Below are 18610 nucleotides of genomic sequence, written 5' to 3' on the forward strand. Positions count from 1 at the left end.
CGGCTGCGCCCGGCCCGTCAGGAAGGAAGCCCGATGAGGACCGTCGAAGAGGTCGAGGCGCTGGCGTCCGCCGCGCACGCCGGGCAGGTCGACAAGGTCGGCGTGCCGTACGTCGAGCACGTCCGGGCGGTCGCCGCCGGGCTCGTGCCGTTCGGGGACCGGCTGGTGATGGCGGGGCTGCTGCACGACGTGGTGGAGGACACCGCCTGGACCGCGGAGGGGCTGCGGGCGGCGGGCGTTCCGGACGACGTGGTCGGGCTCGTCGAGGCGGTGACCAATCAGCCGGGCGTCCCGTACGAGGAGAAGATCCGCCGCATCACAGGGAACCGGGAGGCCACGCTGGTGAAGATCGCCGACAACGCCCACAACAGCCGCGCCGACCGCGCGGCCGCGCTCCCGGAGGAGGCGCGCGCCCGCCTGGGCGCGAAGTACCGGGCGGCGCGCGAGGTCCTGTGGGCGGCGGTGGACCGGGCCGACGTCGAGGCGGTGGTCACGATCGTCAACCCGGCCCTGCTGGACGAACTGCGCGAAGGCCGGGCGGCCCCGTCATGACCCTCCCCGCCCGACCCTCCGGTCACCGGTCACCGGTCACCGGTCCGGCGACTCACCGGTCCGCCCGGTCACCTGTCCGGGCGCCCACGGAACCGGCGGCCGCTGAACCGGCGTTCGCGGGACCGGTCGCCGCGGGGCCCAGGAGGCGGGTCATGGTTTCGGCGGCCCGCACGGCCGCGTCGGCGCAGCAGTTGTTGAACAGCACGTGCAGCTGCTCCACCTGCCCGGCCAGGTCGAGCAACCGGGGTGTCCACTCGGCGAGTTCGGCCTCGTCGTAGGTGTGCCGGAACCGGTCCTCCTTGCTGCCGGAGCCCCAGGCGGGACTGCGGCCGTGGAACCGCACGACGGACAGACGCGGCGAGGTCACGGGCGTGACCGGGGGTATCGAGGACGGCAGCGTCTGCGTCATGTCGACGGCCACCGCCGCCATGCCGTGCCGGGCGAGCAGCGCGCGGGTCCGGCCGGCCTGGTCCTCGCACCACCACTGCGGGTGCCGGAACTCCACGGCGACGGGCCAGCCGTGCGTGCGCCGGGCGGTGTCCGCCAGGAAGGTCTCGGCCCGCGTGCCGGGCCGGAACCACGGCGGGAACTGGAAGAGCACGCTCCCCAGCCGCCCGACCTCCCGCAGCGGGGCGACGCCCGCGGTGAAGCGTGCCCACACCTCGTCCAGGACGTCCGGGTCGCGGGCGTCCGCCGGCAGCCCGGGCGGCATCACGGCACCGCGTGTGGGGTGTCCGGTCAGCAGGGAGAACGCCTTCACGTCGAACACGAAGCCGTCGGGCGTCCGCTCCACCCAGAGGCGGCTGTTGCGCTCGCTCGGCAGGGCGTAGTACGCCGAGTCGACCTCCACGACCGGGAACTGCTCGGCGTAGTGCCGCAGTCTCCCCTCGGCGTCCCGTCGTCCCGCCGGATACCAGCCGCTGCCGACCAGCGCCCGGTCGGTCCAGGAGCACGTGCCCACGAGGATGTCACCCATGGACCTCCCGTTACCCCGCCCGGCCGTTTTCCCCCGTGGTCCCCCGCTGCGCGCCGCCGGTCAGGAAGCGGGCGAACTCGTCCACCAGGCGGGTCGAGGCTTCCCGCGTCGCTGATCGGGTCATGCCGGCCGCGTGGGGCGAGAGGGTGCAGTGCGGGTTGCTGGTCAGCGGCGAGGAGAAGCGGGCGCCCTCGCGCGTGAAGACATCGACCGCGGCCCGGGCGGGTCCGGCGGCGGGGTCCCGCAGCACGCGGTCGAGGGCGTCCTCGTCGACCACGGCGGCCCTGCTGGTGTTGACCAGGACGGAGCCGGGCCGCATGGCCCGCAGTTCGGCCTCCCCGACGAGTCCTGCGGTCTCCGGGGTCGCCGGAACGTGCACCGAGATCACGTCGCAGGCGGCCAGCAGTTCGGCCAGGGACTCCACCCGCTGGCCGGGCCACCCCGCGGCCCGGTCCGGGGTGAAGCGCGGCGATCCGAGGACCAGGACCTCGCCGCCGAAGGCACGCACCAGGTCGGCCACCCGGCGGGAGACGGCGCCGGTCCCCACCAGCCCGACCCGGGCGTCGGACAGGCCGGGGGCCGGCAGACCCGTCGTGGCGTCGCCCCACGCACCGGCACGGAGCTCCCGGTCGCGCCGGGAGACCGCGCGCAGCGCGTCGAGCATGAGCGCCACGGTCAGCTCGGCCACCGCCGACGCGTTGGCGCCGGGGGTGGTGCGGATCGCGACCCCGAGGTCACGGGCCGCCCGGTGGTCGAAGGTGTCGGAGCCCGTCGCGGCGCGGCCGGCCAGCACGAGGCGCCGCCGGAGGCGCTCCCCCGTGGCCTGCTCCAGCACGGCGCGCGTGAGCGGGATGCCCGCCCGGCACTTCAGCACCTCGTAGCCCTCGCCCTCGTCCTCCAGGCGCCGGCCCAGTTCCCGCTCGTCGAAGCCGTCGAAGTCCACCGTGTCCCACGCGGCGGCGATGCGGGCGCGAAGTGCCGCGTCGTGCACCCTGCGGACGTTGACCGTCGGCACGAGGCCGAGACCGGCCAGGGCGGTCAGCTCGGTGAGCGCCTGTTCGCCGGGTGCGGGGTCCACCACGAGGACGCGCCGGGCAGCGGAGGTGTCGTCGTTCACGATGATCAGCATGCCCGCGCCCTCCGCCGCTCCGTCCTCCGGGCCGGGGTGGCCGACGCCCGCTGCCCCCGCGTCGTGGGCGGAGCAGCGGACGTCGACCCTCGGGGCGGGGGCGTCGGCCCCGGGAGCGGGCGGTGGGCCCGGGAGCGGGCGGTGGGCCCCCGGGAGCGGGGGCCCTCAGGGCGGAGGCTGGCCCCCAGGGCGGGGTCGGCCCTCAGGCGTGGATGTCAGGCCTCGGCGAGCACCCCGTCGGTGGAGGCGCCGGACGCGATGCCGTACTCGGGCTCGGGCACGGACTCCGGGGCGAGCAGCACCGAGCGGCGGCCGTCCACCCCGATCGGCACGTCCCCGTCGACCGTGACCCGGCGCAGGGTGCGCTCGTGGTCGTGGGAGTCGTCCACGCCGTAGTGCTGGGTGGCCCGGTTGTCCCAGATGGCGACGTCGCCCGCGCGCCACTGCCAGCGCACGGTGTTCTCCGGGCGCTCGACGTGCGACTGGAGGACGGTGAACAGGGCGCGCGAGTCACGGCCGTCGAGCCCGGCGAACCGCTGCAGGAAGTTGCCCAGGACCAGCGTGCGTTCGCCGGTCTCGGGGTGCAGGCGCACCACGGGGTGCTCGGTGCGGAAGGCGACCGAGGTGAAGACCTCGCGGTGCTGGAGCAGTTCGGCGGACACGGCGCCCGGCCGGACGGCGGCGTAGTCGTAGTCGTTGGTGTGCAGCCCGCGCAGGTTGTCGGCCAGCAGCCGCAGGGGCTCCGGGAGTTCGGCGTAGGCGGCCGCCGTGTTCGCCCAGAGGGTGTTGCCGCCGTAGGGCGGGATCACCTCGGCGCGGAGGATGGAGAAGGCGGGGTAGGCGGGCACGAAGGTCACGTCGGTGTGCCACTGGTTCGCCCGGCCGCCGTGGTCGTTGTCGATGCCGAGGGCGTAACGGCCGTCCACCGAGGGCACGGTGGGGTGCGCGACGAGTTCGCCGAGCAGCCGCCCGAACGCCTCGTGACCGGCGGCGTCGAGGTGGTGCTGGTCGCGGAGGAAGACGACCTTGTGCTCGAGGACCGCGGCGCGGATCGCGGCCACGGTCGCCCGGTCGAGGTCGCCGCCGAGGCGGACCCCGGAGATCACGGCGCCGATGCGGCCGCCGACCTTCTCGACGGTGACGGCGGCGTCCGCCTCGGCGCGGGTGGTGGGGGCCTGGGCGGCGCCGGTCGCGGGGGCGACGTCGGTGGTGGAGGTCATGGTGTTCCTTTCACGGGAAGCCGGCCGGCCCGGCCCTCCGCCGAGCGGCGCGGGCAGGGCATGCGGACAGGAGGGTGCGGCCCCGAACGGGGGGCGCACCGGCCTGACGAGGCCGAGAGGAAGGGAGGGGCGCACGCGCACGGCGGCTCGGGCCGCGCGAGGGCGCGGGCCAAGCGAGCGGCGCGCGTGCGCGGAAGGGTCGGCGTCAGCTCTCCGGACACGCCGCCGAGGCGAGGCGCCCCAGGTCGACGTGGCGCCGCGTCACGAGGAAGGTCGTCGCGGTCATGGTTCGAGCATGGTCAGGCGGCCGCGGCCGGTCAAGGAATCACGGGACGGCTTCACGAGCCCGCAACGAGCCGGACGCGCTCATCCTGACCGCCCGCCCCCGGGCCGCCCGCCTCGGTACCGCCTGCCTCCGGACCGCCCGCAGCCGGCGCACAGGCCGCCGGCTTCGCCCCGGTGGTCAGGTGCAGGTCCGTGCCGCGGATGCGCCAGGTCGCCGGCACGCTCACCACCGAGGCGAACACCAGGTACCCGCAGGCCAGTCGCGGCGCGCCGCCGCCCACCGCGAGGAAGGCCGTCAGCAGCAGCGGCGAACGCACGGCTCCGGCTCGCCAGGGACGCCGACGTCTCGCTCCGCCCGTCGACCGCGTACCGCCTGGCGCAGAGCGCGCACCGCGAATCCGCCGTCGCCGACGCCCTCGCCGAACTCCTGGGCGACGCCGACCAGCTGACGCGGATCTGGGCCGCCTTCGGGCCGGCCGAGCGCGACGATCCGCGAGGTGTCACCGGCGCCGCCCTGGTCGGCCCCGTCGAGGACCGTGCCGCCTGGTCGTGGATCCTGGACGCGCCCTCGCGGTACGAGGAGCGCGTGAGGGAACGCCCGGTACCGAACCCCGCGACCTGATCGGGGCGCGGACCGGCGACCCCGCGGGTGTTGCCGGGAGCCCGGCGTCGGGTCAGGCCTGGACGAGGCCGTCGGCGACGAGGCCGGCGAGGACCGCCTCGCCGAGGGCCCGCACCGCGGAGGCCGGGCGGACCATGACGGTGAACTCCTTGATCCGGCCGTCGTCGTCGAAGTGCAGCAGGTCGATGCCGTGGATCTCCTTGCCGTCGACCTCGGCACGGAAAACCAGTACCGCGGAGTCGGTGGCGGATCCGTCGGCGGTCTGTACGGTGCCGGCGGTGTCGCCGACGTAGCGGAAGTTCCCGAAGGTGCGCAGCAGGACCCCGAAGAGGCCCATGACCATGGGCCTGCCCTCGAAGGGCGTGAACTTCACCGGGCTGTACAGGCGGATGTCCTCGGTGAAGAGCTCCTCGATGGCCGCGAGGTCACGGCTGTCCACGGCGGTGCGGAAGCGGTCGGCGGTGTTCATGGCGTGTACTCACCTTCCATAGTCATGGATATGATTAGTCAGATTCATGACTACCATAGGATCTGCCTCGGTGACAGAGGCGGGCGAGAAGACGAGGAGGCGGGGAGATGGCGCTGCGGCACGCGGTGCTGGCGGCACTGCTCGAAGGGGAGCTCAGCGGCTACCAGCTGGCCAAGGCCTTCGACCTGGGCGTCGCCAACTTCTGGTACGCCCAGCCCCAGCAGCTCTACGCCGAGCTGGGCAGGCTGGAGCGGGACGGGTTGGTCCGGGGCCGGGAGGTCGTGCAGGAGAGCCGGCCCAACAAGCGCCTGTTCGAGGTGACGGAGGCCGGGCTGACGGAACTCGAGGCGTTCACCGCGGTCTCCACGAAACCCTCCTTCATCCGCGACGACCTGCTCGTCCAGGTCCAGGCGGCGGACCGGGTGGACACCGCCGCGCTGATCACGCGGCTCGAGGAGCGGGCCGCGTTCGCCCGCGCCAAGGTCGACCTCTTCGGGAAGCTGCTGCGCGCCATCCGCGGCGACCGCACCGAGGAGGAGTTCCTGCGCCACGGCGACCGGATCGGCCCGTACCTGACCTGTCTGCGCGGCCTCGCCTTCGAGGAGGGCAACCGCGACTGGTGCGAGCGCGCCGTGGCGGTCCTGCGGGAGCGGCGGGGCAGCCCTTCGCCACGGTGAGCACCGGGTCATCGGCCCGACGGCGGCCTCACCCACGGCGCGAGGCGCTGGCCCGGGGCCAGGTCGTCGCGCCAGTACCGCAGTACGGTGCCGTGCACGATCTCCAGCCGCTCGGCGGCGACGAGGCAGGGGAACAAGTCCCGTCCGCCCGCGTCGGCGTCGAACGCGACGAGCACGGGCGGCTCCTCGCCGAGCCGCCGGGCGACGCCCGCGCGCTCCTCGTCCGTCGGGGCGCGGAAGACCGGGTCGTGGAAGCCGGCCGGGCAGCTCACGAAGGCGGGGTCGCCGAAGACCAGTTCCAGTCCGTGGTGGTACGTGAGGTCCCACCCCGCCGCGAGCCGGAACTGACCGGAGTCCCAGGCGATGACGTCCCAGTCCCACCAGGACCCCTCGGGCAGGCGCAGGACGCCCTCCCGGCGCTCCCGCTCTCCCTCCCCCACGGGCCCCGACCGCGTCAGCGGTGGTGGACGGAGACGGCGTAGCCGCCACCGTCATAGGGGTCGGCGTCCCAGGTGGCGAAGCGGTCGACGAGGGCGAGGCCCGCGGACTCGCAGTGGCCGTCGTACTGGCTCAGGGTGAGGGTGGGCGAGACCGGCAGGTGGGCCTCGTCCAGGCCGAAGCCGGAGACCAGCAGACCGCCCGGCCGCAGCACCGCGGTCAGGCGCCGGACCACCGTCGCGACGGTGCCGTCGGCGACCAGCTGGAAGACGTTGCCCGCGACCACCACGAGGTCGAAGTCCTCGGCGCCGCCGAGGGCCTCGGCGTCGAGTTCGGCCAGGTCGGCCTGGAACCAGGGCAGTTGCGGCGCCTGCTGTCTCGCCACCGCCAGCATCGAGGCGTCGAGGTCCACGCCGACGCAGTCGTACCCGAGCTCGGCGAGCCGGATCATGACACGGCCCGTGCCGCACCCCGCGTCCAGCACCCGGGCCCCGGGCGGCACCAGCGCGGCGCAGAACCGCGCCTCGCCGTGCATGTCCTTCCCGCTGCGCGCCAGCGCCGCGAACCGTGCGGCGTAGTCCTCTCCGGACGTCCCACCGGTCAGGTCGTTCCAACGGCTCATACGGCCACTATAGAGAGGCCCACGTGCCAGGCATGACGGCCGTCCCGGGCACGCGCGACGGTCCACGAACCACCGGCCCGGCGCCGAGGACACCCGGCAGACCCGGCCGGGTCAGGCGGCCACGTCGCCCCGTACGGCGGGCCGCCCGCCGGCGGCGGGCCCACGGCGGGACTGCTCGACGGCGGGCCCGGGCTCGTCGTGGTCGAGGCCCAGGATCCGCTGGAGCGTCTCGATGTCGGCGGACGCGGCCAGCGCGTGGGCGGCCCGCACGGCCAGCGCGCCGCGACTCGCGATCGGTCGAACCTCTGAGGTGCGCATGGGGAGCCCTTCGTCGCAGGACGGAACCGGCCTTCCGGACGGGCACCAGGCTCACCCCCTCCCCCGCAGCCGCCCTCGAGCCTCCCTCGAAACCGCCGGCACCCGCTGCTCCCCTGGACGACGCGGCGTCACGCGTGGCTGAGGATCGCAAGCAGCGCCGCGCACTCCGCGACGACCTGCACGGCGAGCGCTCCACGCCTCAGCTGTGCGACCGGCGCCGCCAGGGCGACGAGACAGGCCGTCGCAGCGAGGCCGAGGCTCCAGGGGAAGAGCTGGTCGGGCAGGGCCGGAGAGCATCCCTCCCCGTAGGTCAGACAGCGCGCAGCGCGCTCGGACGTCAGGGTCAGCACACCGGCGGCCAGGGCAGCCGGCGCGAAGAGAACGGCGACGAGAACGGAACAGGACCGCGAGCGGTCGGGTCGTGCGGCGGGCCCGGCCGGGGGCGTCCGAAGGTGGGTGTCGATGTCCATGACCCGATCCAACGCCGGAAGGCGTCCGCGGCGCCCTCGTACGGATACTCAACTGCCGGTGCGCGGGTACTCAGGCGCCGGCCTGCCCCTCGCGTTCGGCCCCTGCTGGAGGCACGCCCGTGACGTGGAATCCCGGGGAGTGGCGAGAGGCGAACCGCCGCCGAGGGCGGTACCCGCCCGCGCCGGTCAGCCGCCGCTGGAGGGACGGCCCCTCAGGCGGGCGAGGCCGAACCAGGCCGCGCCCAGGGCGACCAGGGCGAGGGGCAGCGCCCCGGGTTCGCTCTCCGTGACGATCATGAAGGTCATCAGGGCCAGCCCGATCAGGCTGATCGCCACCGGTACCGCCGTCCTCATCCCGCCGCCTCTCCGTCGATCACGTCAGGTATCGAATATCGGCGGGTACCTATCGTTTGTCAATAGACGTCGGCGACATGCGCCCGGCCTCAGCCCACCGGGTCGAGGAGCTGCGGCCCGTTGCTGCGCGTGTTGTTGACGGCCGGGGAGACGGGCCGGGCGTCGAGCCGGCCGTCCGCGGGGCGGGTGAGCAGGGCGCGGAGGTGGTCGGGGTCCTCGTGGCGCGGGTCCAGCCAGTCCTCGTAGTGGTCGGCGGCGAGGGCGAGCGGCATACGGGGGTGGACGCGGCCCGCCTCGTCGGTGGCCTCGGTCGTGATGACGGTGCAGGTCAGCAGCCAGGCGGCGGGGTCGTCCCCGTCCTTGACCTCCGGGTTGCGCCAGTACTCGTACAGACCGGCGAGGGCCATGACCTCGCCGTCGGCGGGGTGGATGAAGTACGGCTGCTTGCGCGTCCTGCCGGTGGCCTCGTCCTTCACCTGCTCCCACTCGTAGAAGCCGTCCGCCGGCAGCAGGCAACGGCGGCGGGCGAAGGCGCGGCGGAAGGCCGGCTTGTCGTGCACCGTCTCCACCCGGGCGTTGATCATCCGGGAGCCGATCTTCGGATCCTTCGCCCAGGAGGGCACCAGGCCCCAGCGCGGCGTTCGCAGTTCCCTGCGCACCGGCGCCCCCTCGTCCTCGCCGCGCGGGGCGCGTTCGAGGACGGCGTAGACCTCGTCCGTGGGGGCGACGTTCCAGTTCTGTTCCAGGGTCTCCTCGGGGCGCCATTCCACCACGTCGAAGATCCGGGTCAGTTCCTGAGGACTACGGGTGGAGACGTAACGGCCGCACATGCCTCCACTGTGGCACGGCCGGCACCCGCGAACGAGGCGACCTTCCCGCGGCGCAGGAGTTCGTCGTCGCCCGCCGTGACCAGCCAGCCGGCGTGCGCGGTGAGGGCGCGGACGCCGGAGGTCCCGGCGAGCGGCGTCCAGTGCGGGTCGGTGGGCAGGCGGGCGAGCAGTGCGCCCGCGGCGTCCAGGGCGAACAGCCTGCCGTTGGCCGCGGCGAGGCGGCGCAGGGGCCGCTCGCCCGGCGCGACGGCATCGCGCTCCCAGTGGTCCGGCGTGGCGAAGGAACTCCTCCACAGGTCGCCGTCCGCGGTCAGGAGGTGGAAGGCGCAGTCGGCGACGGCGAGGCCGACGGCGTCCCGCGGCGCGGGGCACAGGTCGAGCCAGCCGTCGCGCTCGCGCCGCAGCAGTCTGCCGTCGGCGGTGACGCCGTAGAGGCCGCAGCCCACCTGGCCGGCCGCCTCGCGGGGCGCGGCCAGCGCCACCACTCCCCCGCCCGGTCCCACCGGCTGCCAGGGCAGGTTCTGGCCGCACAGTTCGCGGCCGAGCAGCCGGTCGTCGGGGCCGATGCCGTACAGGGTGCGGCCCTGGACCGCGAGGGCGCGCAGCCCGGCGGCGTCGCCGACGACCTCCCAGTCGGGGAGGGCGGTGGAGAGCCGGTCCAGCACGTTGCGGGTGATCCGGTCCACCACGGGGTCGTCCAGGGCGTGGCCCCAGTTGACGGTGGCGGCGTTGAAGACCGTGCCGGCGCCGTTGGTGAAGACGCCCATGGTGGCCGCGCCGCCCTGGCCGTGGGCGCTCCAGTGCCGCAGGTCGGCGGTGGCCAGCACCACGAAGGTGGGCGGGGTGCCGTCGTGGCAGGTGACCCGGGGGATGCCGTGGACCTCCCGGTACTCTGCGGCGTCGGTCTCGTAGCCGAGGCAGCCCTGGCCGAACTTGTCGCCGTCGCCGAGCCCGGTGCCGTCGAAGACCCAGTGTCCGGCGAAGCGCGCGGTGTACGACTCCTCGAGCATCCGCGCCATGTGCGGGCCCCAGATACCCGCTCCGGCGCGGAAGCTGACGCCGGTGAGGCCGTTCTCGGGCCGGCCGGTGGCGGACCACTCGACGGTGGCCAGGGCGGGGTCGGCGCACGGGTCGTCGAGGGCGTCGCGGTGGCAGACCATGGTGCGGCCGTCGTCCTCCAGCCTGATCTGCCACCAGGCCGTGTTGCCGGAGAAGAAGGCCGCGTTGCCGCCCTGCCGGACGAACTCCTCGACGCAGTCGCGCATCCCGGCCGACCAGTACTCGTCGTGTCCGTTGACGACCAGCAGCCGGTGCCCGGAGAGCAGTTCGCGGCCGTCGTGGAGGTCGAGGTTGGAGCAGTAGGCGACCTGGTAGCCGGCCGGCCGCAGCCAGCGCAGCAGGCCTTCCTCCCACCGCTCGGGCGGGGGTCCTCCGCCGGGGCGGTCGAAGCTCACCCTGCGGGCGCGGGTGGGCGACTCCGTCCAGTAGAGGCCCTCTCCGGGTTCCCCGGCGCGGTTGTAGGCCTGCCAGGTGGTGAACGGGACGCTGACCAGGACGGGCGCGGTGGGGACGGCCTCCCGGACGACGAACCAGACCTCGTGGTCCGCGGGGGCGGCCGTGCCGGGCAGCTCGCGGGGGCGGTCCTCCTCGGGCAGGTCGCCGAACCGGGCGCGGTAGAGGGAACTGGGCCAGTCCTCGGGGATCTCCAGTTCCCACCAGGGGCCGGCGGCCAGGCCCCGCAGGACGGCCCGCCCGTCGGTGGCGTCGGTGACCGTCACCGGCACCGCTCCGGGCGCCTCCAGCCGGAACCTGAGTGTCGCGCCCTGCGGGCAGGAGGTGGCGGTGGCCCAGGCGGTGACGCTCATGCGCCGGCCTCGGCGACCACCAGGGACTCCAGGTCGAGCAGGAACCGCTCCATGCGCCGGCGCGGCAGGAAGTGGGTGTCGGCGGTGAGGGAGACCTCCAGGTCGCCGCCGACGTGCACGCAGAAGCGGCAGTTGAGGCGGTCCTGGCTGAGCGGCCAGGACAGGGTGGTGGCCGGGAGGGCGGCCCGGATCTCCTCCGGTGCGCGCGGCGCCGGGCCGGGTTCGGCGAAGCGCTGGTCGTTGAAGCAGCACAGGGGCTGCACCCAGTCGCCCCGCATCCGGTCCAGCGGGTCGTGGAAGGCGCTGCGGTAGGCCCGCAGCGAGGCGGAGCCGGCTGCGCCCAGCAGGTCGTCCAGGCCGCGGTCGGCCCCGTCGAGGACGAAGACGCCCTCCTGGGACACCATGCTGACCATCCGTGCGGTGTCCTGCCGGAAGCGGTTGTGGACGATGGGCAGCACCACGCTCCGGTCCTTCCCGGTGCACCGGTTGACCAGCGCGGCGGTGGCGGTGAGCAGCACGGTGGAGGTGGAGGTGTGGTGGCGGGCGGCGACGGCCCGCGCGGCCAGGCCGAGCGCCGGGGAGGAGAGCTGGGCGCGCCAGACGCGGGGCCGGTCGACGCGGTCGGCCTCCGGGGTCTCCCGGTCGAACATCACCTGGTGGGGGACGGCCTCCCAGACGGCGGCGGCCCGCCGGGCGACCCGGCGGCCCTCGGCCCCGGCCTGCCAGCGGGCGAGGTCGAGCGGGCTGGCCGCGGTGGGCCGGCCCGCGGCGGCGCCCCGCAGCAGCAGCATCCGCAGGTCGCGGACGGCGACGTCCGCTCCGAGCCCGTCGGCGGCGAGGTGGCAGAAGGCGAGCACGACGTGGGTGACCCGGGGCCCGTCGGTGACCAGGGCGACCCTCAGCGGCCATTCGTTCTCGTAGTCGAACCGGGTGGAGCACAGCTCGGTGAGCAGTTTCTCCGGGTCGTCGGTGGAGAGCAGCACCGGCAGCTCCCCGCCCTCCGCGAGCCGCTGGCGCGGCAGGTCGCCGCCGCCGGGCAGGTCGAGCCGGGTGCGCAGCGAGTCGTGGGTGCCGAGCAGCGCGGCGAGCGCGGCGGTCGTCTCGTCGAGGGAGCGGACGCCGGGGACCTTCAGGACGCGGCCGAAGTTGAAGTAGTGGTCGTCCGGCGCGGTCCGTTCGATGGCGTCCCAGATGGCCAGCTGGCCCCAGGTGAGGGGGCCGGTGCCGCCGAACGGCCCGGCGAAGGGGAGGATCACCGGTGCTCCAGGTGGTCGGCGAGGGCGCCGAGGTCGTCCAGCATCGTCCAGTCCCGCTCGCCGAGGTCGAGTTCGACGTCGAACTCGGTCTCCACCGCGTCGATCAGCCGCATCCGGGACAGCGAGGTGAGCCCGAGCACGGAGAGCGGGACGCCCGCGTCGCGGGCCTGCTCGGCGGGGATGTCGCCGTCCGAAACCTCGGCGACGAGTTCCGCGAGCCGCTGCGTGATCTCGTCTCTGGTCATGTGTTTCCTTCCTGCGACGGTGTGGTGCGGTGGTGCGGTGTCCTCGCGGGCCGGCCGGTGTCCGCTCGCGCGGCCGGTGTCCGGGCGCGCCGTTGGTTCGCCGGTCCGGTCAGGACGGTTCCTGGGCGAGCAACAGGGCGGCTTCCTCGTCGGTGAGCTGTTCGAGCTCGGCGAGCAGCCGGTCCTCCAGCGCCCGGGCGACGCCCTCGACGGTGCCCTGGTCGAAGAGGGTGCGGATGGGCAGGTCGACGTCGGTGGCGGCGCGCAGCCGGGCGATGACCCGGACGGCGAGCAGGGAGTGGCCGCCGAGGGCGAAGAAGTCGTCCAGCGCGCCGATGCGGGGGGTGTCGAGGACTTCGGCGTAGACGTCGGCGACCAGCAGTTCGGCGTCGGTGCGCGGGGCGGTCCACTCCTGGGTGCGGACGGGGGCGGGGAGCGCTGCCCGGTCGAGCTTGCCGCTGGGGGTGAGCGGCAGTGCGTCCAGTTCCACCCAGGCGGCGGGCACCAGGTGCGGGGGGAGGGTGGCGCGCAGTTCGTCCGGGAGCGTTCCCGGGTCGCCGACGGTGTAGCCGACCAGGGTCTGGCCGTGGACGGCGACGGCGCCACGGCCGCCGAGGTGGGCCTCGATCTCGCCGGGTTCGATCCGGAAGCCGCGGAGTTTGACCTGGTCGTCGAGGCGGCCGAGGAATTCCAGGCGGCCGTCGGGCCGCAGCCGGGCGCGGTCGCCGGTGCGGTAGTACCGCTCCCCGTCGAGCAGCGGGAAGCGTTCGGCGGTGAGGTCGGGCCGGCCGAGGTAGCCGTCGGCGAGACCGGCGCCGCCGACGCACAGTTCTCCGGGCGCGCCGGGCGGCGTCTGCTCGCCGTGCGGGCCGAGCAGGAGGACGCGGGCGCCGCCGACCGGGCGTCCGATGGGGGGCCGTCCGTCGGTGGGCTCGCCGGTGAGTTCGTCGGCGGTGCAGATGACGGTGGCCTCGGTGGGGCCGTAGGTGTTGACGAGCCGGACGCGGTCGCCGAACCGTTCGCGCCACCGGGCGACGGCGCTCTCGTGGACCTGTTCGCCGCCGAGGATCACCAGGCGCAGGGTGTCCGGCCAGGGGATGTCGTCGATCACCTCGACCAGGTGGTGCCAGTAGGCGGTCGGCAGGTCGAGGACGGTGACGCCGTCGAGGTGTTCGGGCAGGGTGACGGCGCCCTCGGGGAGCAGGTCGACGCGGGCGCCGGAGGCGAGTGCGGGGAAGATCTCCTCGACGTGGGTGTCGAAGCTGAGCGCGGCGAACTGCACGACCCGGTCCTCGGGGCGTAGTCGGTAGGCCTCCCGCATCCAGGCGACGCGGGCGGCGAGCGCGGCGTGGCCGACGACGACACCCTTGGGGACGCCGGTGGAGCCGGAGGTGTAGATGACGTAGGCGGCGTCGGTCGCGGTGGTGCCCGGCAGCGGCTGCGGTCCGTCCGGGGTGAGGACGACGCGGGCGCCGCTGTCCTCGGCCATGTGGGCGAGGCGCTGCTCGGGGTAGTCCGGGTCGAGGGGGAGGTAGGCGCTGCCGGCGCGCCAGGCGGCGAGCATCGCGGCGACGGCGTCGGGGTGCCGGCCGAGGCGGATGCCGACCACCGCGCCGTGGGGCAGGGCGGCGGCGACTTCGGCGGCGCGGGCGTCGAGCTGGGCGTAGGTCAGGCTCAGCTCCCCGCAGGCGACGGCCACCCGGTCGGGGTGCTCGCGCACGGCGCGGGCGAGGAGTTCGGGGACGGTGGGGAGGTCCGCCGCGAGGGGCGGGCCTTCGAGGACGGGGGTGTCCCGGGGGGTGAGCAGCGGGAGGGCGGAGAGCGGGGTGCTCTCGTGGTCGGGCAGGGCGCGCAGGAGTTGCCCGAACCGCTCGGCGAGCCGGGTCATGGTGGAGTCCTCGAACAGTCCCGCGTCGTAGACGAGGGTGACGACGAGTTCCCGGTCGTCGTGCCAGGCCTCCAGCATCAGTTCGAACTTGGCCTGCTGGAAGCCATGGTCGAAGGGGGTGCTGCGCAGTCCGGCGAAGGCGTCGGCGGGGCGGTGGGTCTGCTGGTTGTGCAGGATCGCCATGGTCTGGAACAGCGGGGTGCTCGACAGGTCGCGCTCCACCCGCAGTTCGGCGACCAGTTGCTCGAACGGCACGTCCTGGTGGGCGAAGGCGCCGAGGACGTCGGCGCGGGTGCGGCGCAGCAGTTCGGCGACGTCGGGGTCCTCGGAGAGGTCGCCGCGCAGGACGAGGACGTCGGTGAGGTAGCCGACGACGTCCTCCAGTTCCAGGCGTTCGCGGCCGGCGGTGGCGGTGCCGACGAGGATGTCGTGGTGGCCGGTGTGCCGGGCGAGCAGGGTCTGGTAGGCGGCGAGCAGCACCATGAACAGGGTGCAGCCGTGGGCGCGGCCGAGCCGGGTGAGGGCGTCGGCCTCGCGGGCGTCGAGGCGGATCGGCACCAGGGCGCCGCGGCGGGCGGGCACGGGGGCGCGGGGGTGATCGACGGGCAGGTCGAGGGGGGTGGGGTCGGCGAGGTGGTCGCGCCAGTGGGCGAGTGCGGCGGTGGTGTCGCGCTCGCGCCGCCAGGCGGCCACGTCGCCGAACTGCAGGGCCACGTCGGGCAGTCGGCGTCCGGAGTAGAGCGCGGCGAGTTCGTCGTGGAGCAGGTCGAGCGACCAGCCGTCGCCGAGGATGTGGTGCAGGACCAAGCACAGGACGTGGTCGTCGGCGCCGTCGTCCGGGCCGTCGTCCGGGCCGTCGTCCGGGCCGCCGCGCTGGCCGACGCGGATCAGCGCGGCCCGCAGCGGCGGCGCGGCGGCGAGGTCGAACGGCGCGTTGGTGCGGGCGGCCACCGCCTCCAGGGCCTCCCGGTCGTCGGCGACGGCCAGTTCCTCCAGCGGCATGGGCCCGGCCGGTTCGACGACCGCGGTGGGCGCCCCGTCGGCCTCGGGGAAGCGGGTGCGCAGGATGTCGTGACGTGCGGTGAGGTCGTCCAGGGCACGCCGGAGCGCGGCCGGGTCGAGGGGGCCGTGCAGCCGGTGGACGATCCACATGTTGTAGGCGGCGTCGTGCGGGTCGAGCCGGTGGAGGAACCACAGCCGTTCCTGGCTGTGGGAGAGCGGTGCGGGGCTTCCGGCGGGCCTGGGACGCGGGCCCGGGTCGGCGTCGGCGTCGGGCCCCGCGGTGTCGAGCAGGGCGGCGAGCGAGGCCACGGTGGGGCGGCGGAACAGCTCGCTGACGGCGACCGGTACGCCGGTGCGTGCGGTGAGTCGCGCGGTGACCATGGCGGCGCGCAGCGAGTGGCCTCCGAGGGCGAAGAAGTCGTCGTCCGCCCGGACGTCCGCCACCTCCAGGATCTCGCCGAAGACGGCGGCGACCAGCTTCTCGCTCGCGCTCTCCGGCGGTCTGCCGGTCGTGTCCCGTTCGGCGGCGGACGGGTAGGGCAGGGCCTTGCGGTCGACCTTGCCGTTGGGGGTGAGCGGGAGCTCCTTCAGGGGGACCCAGCGGGTCGGGACCATGTAGCCGGGCAGGCGGTCGGCGAGGTGGTCGCGCAGGTGCGTGGCCGACCGGGCGGCGTCCTCGGCGGAGGTTCCGGGGGCGGGGACGTGGAAGGCGACCAGTTGCTCGTCGGCGACGCCGACCACCGCCTGCCGTACCTGGGGGTGGGTCTCCAGCGCGGTGGCGATCTCGCCGAGTTCGATGCGGTGGCCCCGCAGTTTGACCTGGTCGTCCGTGCGGCCGAGGAACTCCAGGGTCCCGTCGGCGAGGCGCCGGACCAGGTCGCCCGTGCGGTAGACCCGTTCGCCGTCGAGGTCGGTGAAGCGCGCGGCGGTGAGCTCGGGGCGGCCGAGGTAGCCGTCGGCGACCCCCGCGCCGCCGATCAGCAGTTCCCCGGGGACGCCGACGGGCACCGGGGCGCCCGCCTCGTCGACGACGTGACAGGTGGTGTTGGCGAGGGGGGCGCCGATGCTCACCCGCTCGGGGTGGTGCGGTACCTCCCAGGCGGTGGACCAGATGGTGGTCTCGGTCGGCCCGTACATGTTGACCAGCCGGCGCACCCGGGAGCGGAGTTCGGCGGCCAGGCGCGGGGGCAGCGGCTCGCCGCCGGTGAGCGCGGTGAGCGGGGGAAGGTCGCCGGTGAGCAGCACCCGCCAGCCGGAGGGGGTGGCCTGGACGTGGGTGACCTGTTCGGCGTGGAGGAGGCGGCTCAGGACGGCGCCGTCGCGGGCGGTGTCGGCGTCGGCGACGACGACCCGGCCGCCGGTGACCAGCGGCAGGTAGAGCTCGAGGGCGCTGATGTCGAAGGAGAGGGAGGTCAGGGCCAGCCAGCGGTCCTCGGGTGTGGAGCCGACCAGGGTGCGCAGCGCGAGCAGGAAGTTGGTCAGGGCCCGGTGCGGGACGACGACGCCCTTGGGGTTGCCGGTGGAGCCGGACGTGTAGAGGACGTACGCGGTGTCGGCGGGCGCGGGGCGGCGGGCCGCGGCCGGGTCGGCGGCCGCCGACGGGTCGAGGACGTCGTCGAGGTCGGCGTCGGTGAGGACGAGGGCGGGGCCGCAGTCCTCGATGACGTAGGCGACGCGGGACGCCGGGTAGTCGGGGTCGACCGGCACGTACGCGGCGCCGGCCATGACCACGCCGAGCAGCGCGACGATCATCTCCGCGCGGCGCGAGCTCCGCACGGCCACCCGCGCGCCGGGGCCCACGCCACGCTCCCCCAGTCGCACGGCGAGTCCGGCGGCCGCGCCGGCCAGCTCCCGGTAGGTCGCCCGGGTCCTGCCCGAGACGACGGCGACGGCGTCCGGCGTGGCCAGCGCCCGCTCCAGCACCAGGTCGACGAGCGTCTGTTCCGGGAGGTCGACGGCGGTGTCGTTCCACGTCTCGAGGAGGGCGCGCTCCTCGGGCGGCAGCAGGTCCAGGCGTGAGACCGGCTGCCGCGGGTCGGCGACGACGGAGGTGAGCAGCTGCCGGTAGCGGTCGCAGATCCGCAGGGCGGTCGCGTCGTCGAACAGTTCGCTGCTGTGGATCAGGTAGGCCTTCAGGGAACCGTCGGGCTCCTCGAAGAGGTCCAGGGAGAGGTCGCAGCGGGCGGGGTGCCAGCCGAGCGGGAAGGGCTCGGCGTCCAGGCCGGGCAGCGGGTCGGTGGCGTCCCCCTCGCTGTGCAGGGCGAACATGGCCTGGTACAGCGGTGTCCGGCTGAGGTCGCGTTCCCGCACGAGCGCGCCGACCAGGCGCTCGAACGGGGCGTCGGGGTGCGAGAGGGCGCCGAGCACGGTCCTGCGGGTGGCGCGCAGCAGGTCGCCGAAGGCGGGGTCGCCGGTGAGGTCGCAGCGCAGCACCAGGTTGGTCGACAGGAAGCCGACGACCCGCTCGAGTTCGGGGCGTCCGCGGCCGGCGGCGGGCGTGCCCACGCAGAAGTCCCGCTGGCCGCTGTGCCGGGCGAGCAGCACCTGGTAGGCGGCGAGCAGCACCATGTACGGGGTGCAGCGGGCCTGTCTGGCCACCTCGCGCACTCCGGCGGTCAGTTCGGCGGAGATCCTGAACTCGGTCTGCCCGCCCGCCGGTCCGCGTTCGGCGGGGCGCGGCCGGTCGGTCGGCAGGTCCAGGGCGGGTGCGCCGGAGAGCTGGCCGATCCACCAGTCGAGGTCGGCGGGCTCGTGCCGCGCCGCGGCGAGTTCGCTGTACTGGAGCGGCGGGGGCGGCAGCTCCCGCCCGGCGTAGTGGGCGGCGACCTCGTCCCACAGGACGTTGAACGACCAGCTGTCGCCGTTGATGTGGTGCGTCACGGCGCACAGGACGTGGTCGTCGGGGGCGAGCCGCACGAGGGTGACCCGGAACGGCGGCTTCGCCGCGAGGTCGAACCGCGTGTTGGTCCGGTCGGCGACGATCCGCCCGGCCTCCTCGACGGTGGCGGCGTCGACCAGTTCGACCTCGACGGGGGCCGGGTCCTCCACGACCGCCGTCGGTACGCCGTCCGACTCGGTGAAGCGGGTGCGCAGGGCGTCGTGCCGCTCCACGACCGCGGTGAGGGCCTTCTCCAGGGCCGCGACGTCCGGTCTGCCGCGCAGCCGGAAGGCGTACGACAGGTTGTTGGACGGGTCGTCCGGGTCGAACCGGTGGAGGAACCACAGGCGCTGCTGGCCGATCGAGAGCGGTCCGGTCTTCACTCGTTGACTCTCCGGGGTCATGGGGCGGCCTGGGTGGGGCCGGGAGCGGCCCGGTGGCGGGCGGTCCGGTGGCGAGCGGTCCCGTGGCCGGGCGTCCGGTGGTCGGACGTCCGGTGGCGGGCGGCGCCCGG

The 18610-nt window shown here is 74.8% G+C and carries 18 protein-coding genes; 2 read left to right on the forward strand and 16 right to left on the reverse strand.

Annotated elements, in window-relative coordinates; genetic code table 11:
• The first annotated feature begins 33 nt into the window (after positions 1-33).
• Complete coding sequence (locus ABT026_RS20730; RefSeq protein ID WP_351116218.1) at positions 34-552, forward strand: HD domain-containing protein; 519 nt, start codon at positions 34-36, stop codon at positions 550-552.
• Positions 553-604: 52 nt separating this feature from the next.
• On the opposite strand, the gene ABT026_RS20735 is transcribed toward ABT026_RS20730, so the two are convergent.
• From ABT026_RS20735 to ABT026_RS20760, 6 genes are all read right to left on the reverse strand, one after another.
• Positions 605-1528: a DUF72 domain-containing protein gene (locus ABT026_RS20735; RefSeq protein ID WP_351116220.1), complete on the reverse strand. Its 924-nt coding sequence runs from the start codon at positions 1526-1528 to the stop codon at positions 605-607.
• A gap of 10 nt (positions 1529-1538) precedes the next feature.
• Positions 1539-2657 (reverse strand): NAD(P)-dependent oxidoreductase, encoded by a 1119-nt coding sequence (locus ABT026_RS20740; RefSeq protein ID WP_351116221.1) that lies wholly within the window; start codon positions 2655-2657, stop codon positions 1539-1541.
• A gap of 215 nt (positions 2658-2872) precedes the next feature.
• Positions 2873-3877, reverse strand: coding sequence for a TauD/TfdA dioxygenase family protein (locus ABT026_RS20745; protein ID WP_351116222.1), 1005 nt, complete (start codon positions 3875-3877; stop codon positions 2873-2875).
• 205 nt (positions 3878-4082) lie between these two features.
• The gene (locus tag ABT026_RS20750) at positions 4083-4163 is read right to left on the reverse strand and encodes a putative leader peptide (RefSeq protein ID WP_351116331.1); all 81 of its coding nucleotides are present in this window, start codon (positions 4161-4163) and stop codon (positions 4083-4085) included.
• 52 nt (positions 4164-4215) lie between these two features.
• A complete protein-coding gene (locus tag ABT026_RS20755) occupies positions 4216-4479 on the reverse strand; it encodes a hypothetical protein (protein WP_351116224.1) in 264 nt (87 codons plus the stop codon).
• Positions 4480-4836: 357 nt separating this feature from the next.
• Positions 4837-5253, reverse strand: a complete 417-nt coding sequence (locus tag ABT026_RS20760; protein ID WP_351116225.1) for a nuclear transport factor 2 family protein — start codon at positions 5251-5253, stop codon at positions 4837-4839.
• A 107-nt stretch (positions 5254-5360) separates the two neighbouring features.
• Between ABT026_RS20760 and ABT026_RS20765 the strand changes: the two genes are divergently transcribed.
• A complete protein-coding gene (locus ABT026_RS20765) occupies positions 5361-5930 on the forward strand; it encodes a PadR family transcriptional regulator (RefSeq protein WP_351116227.1) in 570 nt (189 codons plus the stop codon).
• An 8-nt stretch (positions 5931-5938) separates the two neighbouring features.
• Here ABT026_RS20765 and ABT026_RS20770 read toward each other — a convergent pair whose 3' ends face one another.
• The 10 genes from ABT026_RS20770 to ABT026_RS20815 all read right to left on the reverse strand — a co-directional run bounded on the left by ABT026_RS20770 (position 5939) and on the right by ABT026_RS20815 (position 18479).
• Positions 5939-6370, reverse strand: a complete 432-nt coding sequence (locus ABT026_RS20770) for a hypothetical protein (RefSeq protein WP_351116229.1) — start codon at positions 6368-6370, stop codon at positions 5939-5941.
• Between the two features lie 14 nt (positions 6371-6384).
• A complete protein-coding gene (locus ABT026_RS20775) occupies positions 6385-6990 on the reverse strand; it encodes a class I SAM-dependent methyltransferase (RefSeq protein WP_351116230.1) in 606 nt (201 codons plus the stop codon).
• Positions 6991-7101: 111 nt separating this feature from the next.
• Entirely contained in the window at positions 7102-7308 is a 207-nt protein-coding gene (locus ABT026_RS20780) for a hypothetical protein (protein WP_351116231.1), read from the reverse strand.
• A gap of 128 nt (positions 7309-7436) precedes the next feature.
• Entirely contained in the window at positions 7437-7778 is a 342-nt protein-coding gene (locus ABT026_RS20785; protein ID WP_351116233.1) for a hypothetical protein, read from the reverse strand.
• A 186-nt stretch (positions 7779-7964) separates the two neighbouring features.
• Positions 7965-8132, reverse strand: coding sequence for a hypothetical protein (locus tag ABT026_RS20790; protein WP_351116234.1), 168 nt, complete (start codon positions 8130-8132; stop codon positions 7965-7967).
• Between the two features lie 89 nt (positions 8133-8221).
• Complete coding sequence (locus ABT026_RS20795) at positions 8222-8962, reverse strand: SOS response-associated peptidase (RefSeq protein WP_351116236.1); 741 nt, start codon at positions 8960-8962, stop codon at positions 8222-8224.
• Complete coding sequence (locus ABT026_RS20800) at positions 8920-10827, reverse strand: N,N-dimethylformamidase beta subunit family domain-containing protein (protein ID WP_351116238.1); 1908 nt, start codon at positions 10825-10827, stop codon at positions 8920-8922. The genes ABT026_RS20795 and ABT026_RS20800 overlap by 43 nt, the downstream gene beginning before the upstream one ends.
• A complete protein-coding gene (locus ABT026_RS20805; protein WP_351116239.1) occupies positions 10824-12083 on the reverse strand; it encodes a condensation domain-containing protein in 1260 nt (419 codons plus the stop codon). The genes ABT026_RS20800 and ABT026_RS20805 overlap by 4 nt, the downstream gene beginning before the upstream one ends.
• On the reverse strand, positions 12080-12328 hold the full coding sequence (locus tag ABT026_RS20810) for an acyl carrier protein (RefSeq protein ID WP_351116240.1): 249 nt from the start codon (positions 12326-12328) through the stop codon (positions 12080-12082). Before ABT026_RS20810 ends, ABT026_RS20805 begins: the two co-directional genes overlap by 4 nt.
• 109 nt (positions 12329-12437) lie before the next feature.
• A complete protein-coding gene (locus ABT026_RS20815) occupies positions 12438-18479 on the reverse strand; it encodes a non-ribosomal peptide synthetase (protein WP_351116242.1) in 6042 nt (2013 codons plus the stop codon).
• Positions 18480-18610 lie beyond the last annotated feature (131 nt).

The sequence above is a fragment of the Streptomyces sp. NPDC002734 genome (assembly GCF_040295685.1).
Lineage (GTDB): Bacteria > Actinomycetota > Actinomycetes > Streptomycetales > Streptomycetaceae > Streptomyces.

Coding starts and splice junctions, on each gene's coding strand:
- ABT026_RS20760 (WP_351116225.1), bottom strand. CDS start 5,253: ATGAACACCGCCGACCGCTTCCGCACCGCCGTGGACAGCCGTGACCTC.
- ABT026_RS20785 (WP_351116233.1), bottom strand. CDS start 7,778: ATGGACATCGACACCCACCTTCGGACGCCCCCGGCCGGGCCCGCCGCA.
- ABT026_RS20735 (WP_351116220.1), bottom strand. CDS start 1,528: ATGGGTGACATCCTCGTGGGCACGTGCTCCTGGACCGACCGGGCGCTG.
- ABT026_RS20765 (WP_351116227.1), top strand. CDS start 5,361: ATGGCGCTGCGGCACGCGGTGCTGGCGGCACTGCTCGAAGGGGAGCTC.
- ABT026_RS20745 (WP_351116222.1), bottom strand. CDS start 3,877: ATGACCTCCACCACCGACGTCGCCCCCGCGACCGGCGCCGCCCAGGCC.
- ABT026_RS20795 (WP_351116236.1), bottom strand. CDS start 8,962: ATGTGCGGCCGTTACGTCTCCACCCGTAGTCCTCAGGAACTGACCCGG.
- ABT026_RS20775 (WP_351116230.1), bottom strand. CDS start 6,990: ATGAGCCGTTGGAACGACCTGACCGGTGGGACGTCCGGAGAGGACTAC.
- ABT026_RS20730 (WP_351116218.1), top strand. CDS start 34: ATGAGGACCGTCGAAGAGGTCGAGGCGCTGGCGTCCGCCGCGCACGCC.
- ABT026_RS20780 (WP_351116231.1), bottom strand. CDS start 7,308: ATGCGCACCTCAGAGGTTCGACCGATCGCGAGTCGCGGCGCGCTGGCC.
- ABT026_RS20740 (WP_351116221.1), bottom strand. CDS start 2,657: ATGCTGATCATCGTGAACGACGACACCTCCGCTGCCCGGCGCGTCCTC.
- ABT026_RS20750 (WP_351116331.1), bottom strand. CDS start 4,163: ATGACCGCGACGACCTTCCTCGTGACGCGGCGCCACGTCGACCTGGGG.
- ABT026_RS20790 (WP_351116234.1), bottom strand. CDS start 8,132: ATGAGGACGGCGGTACCGGTGGCGATCAGCCTGATCGGGCTGGCCCTG.
- ABT026_RS20800 (WP_351116238.1), bottom strand. CDS start 10,827: ATGAGCGTCACCGCCTGGGCCACCGCCACCTCCTGCCCGCAGGGCGCG.
- ABT026_RS20810 (WP_351116240.1), bottom strand. CDS start 12,328: ATGACCAGAGACGAGATCACGCAGCGGCTCGCGGAACTCGTCGCCGAG.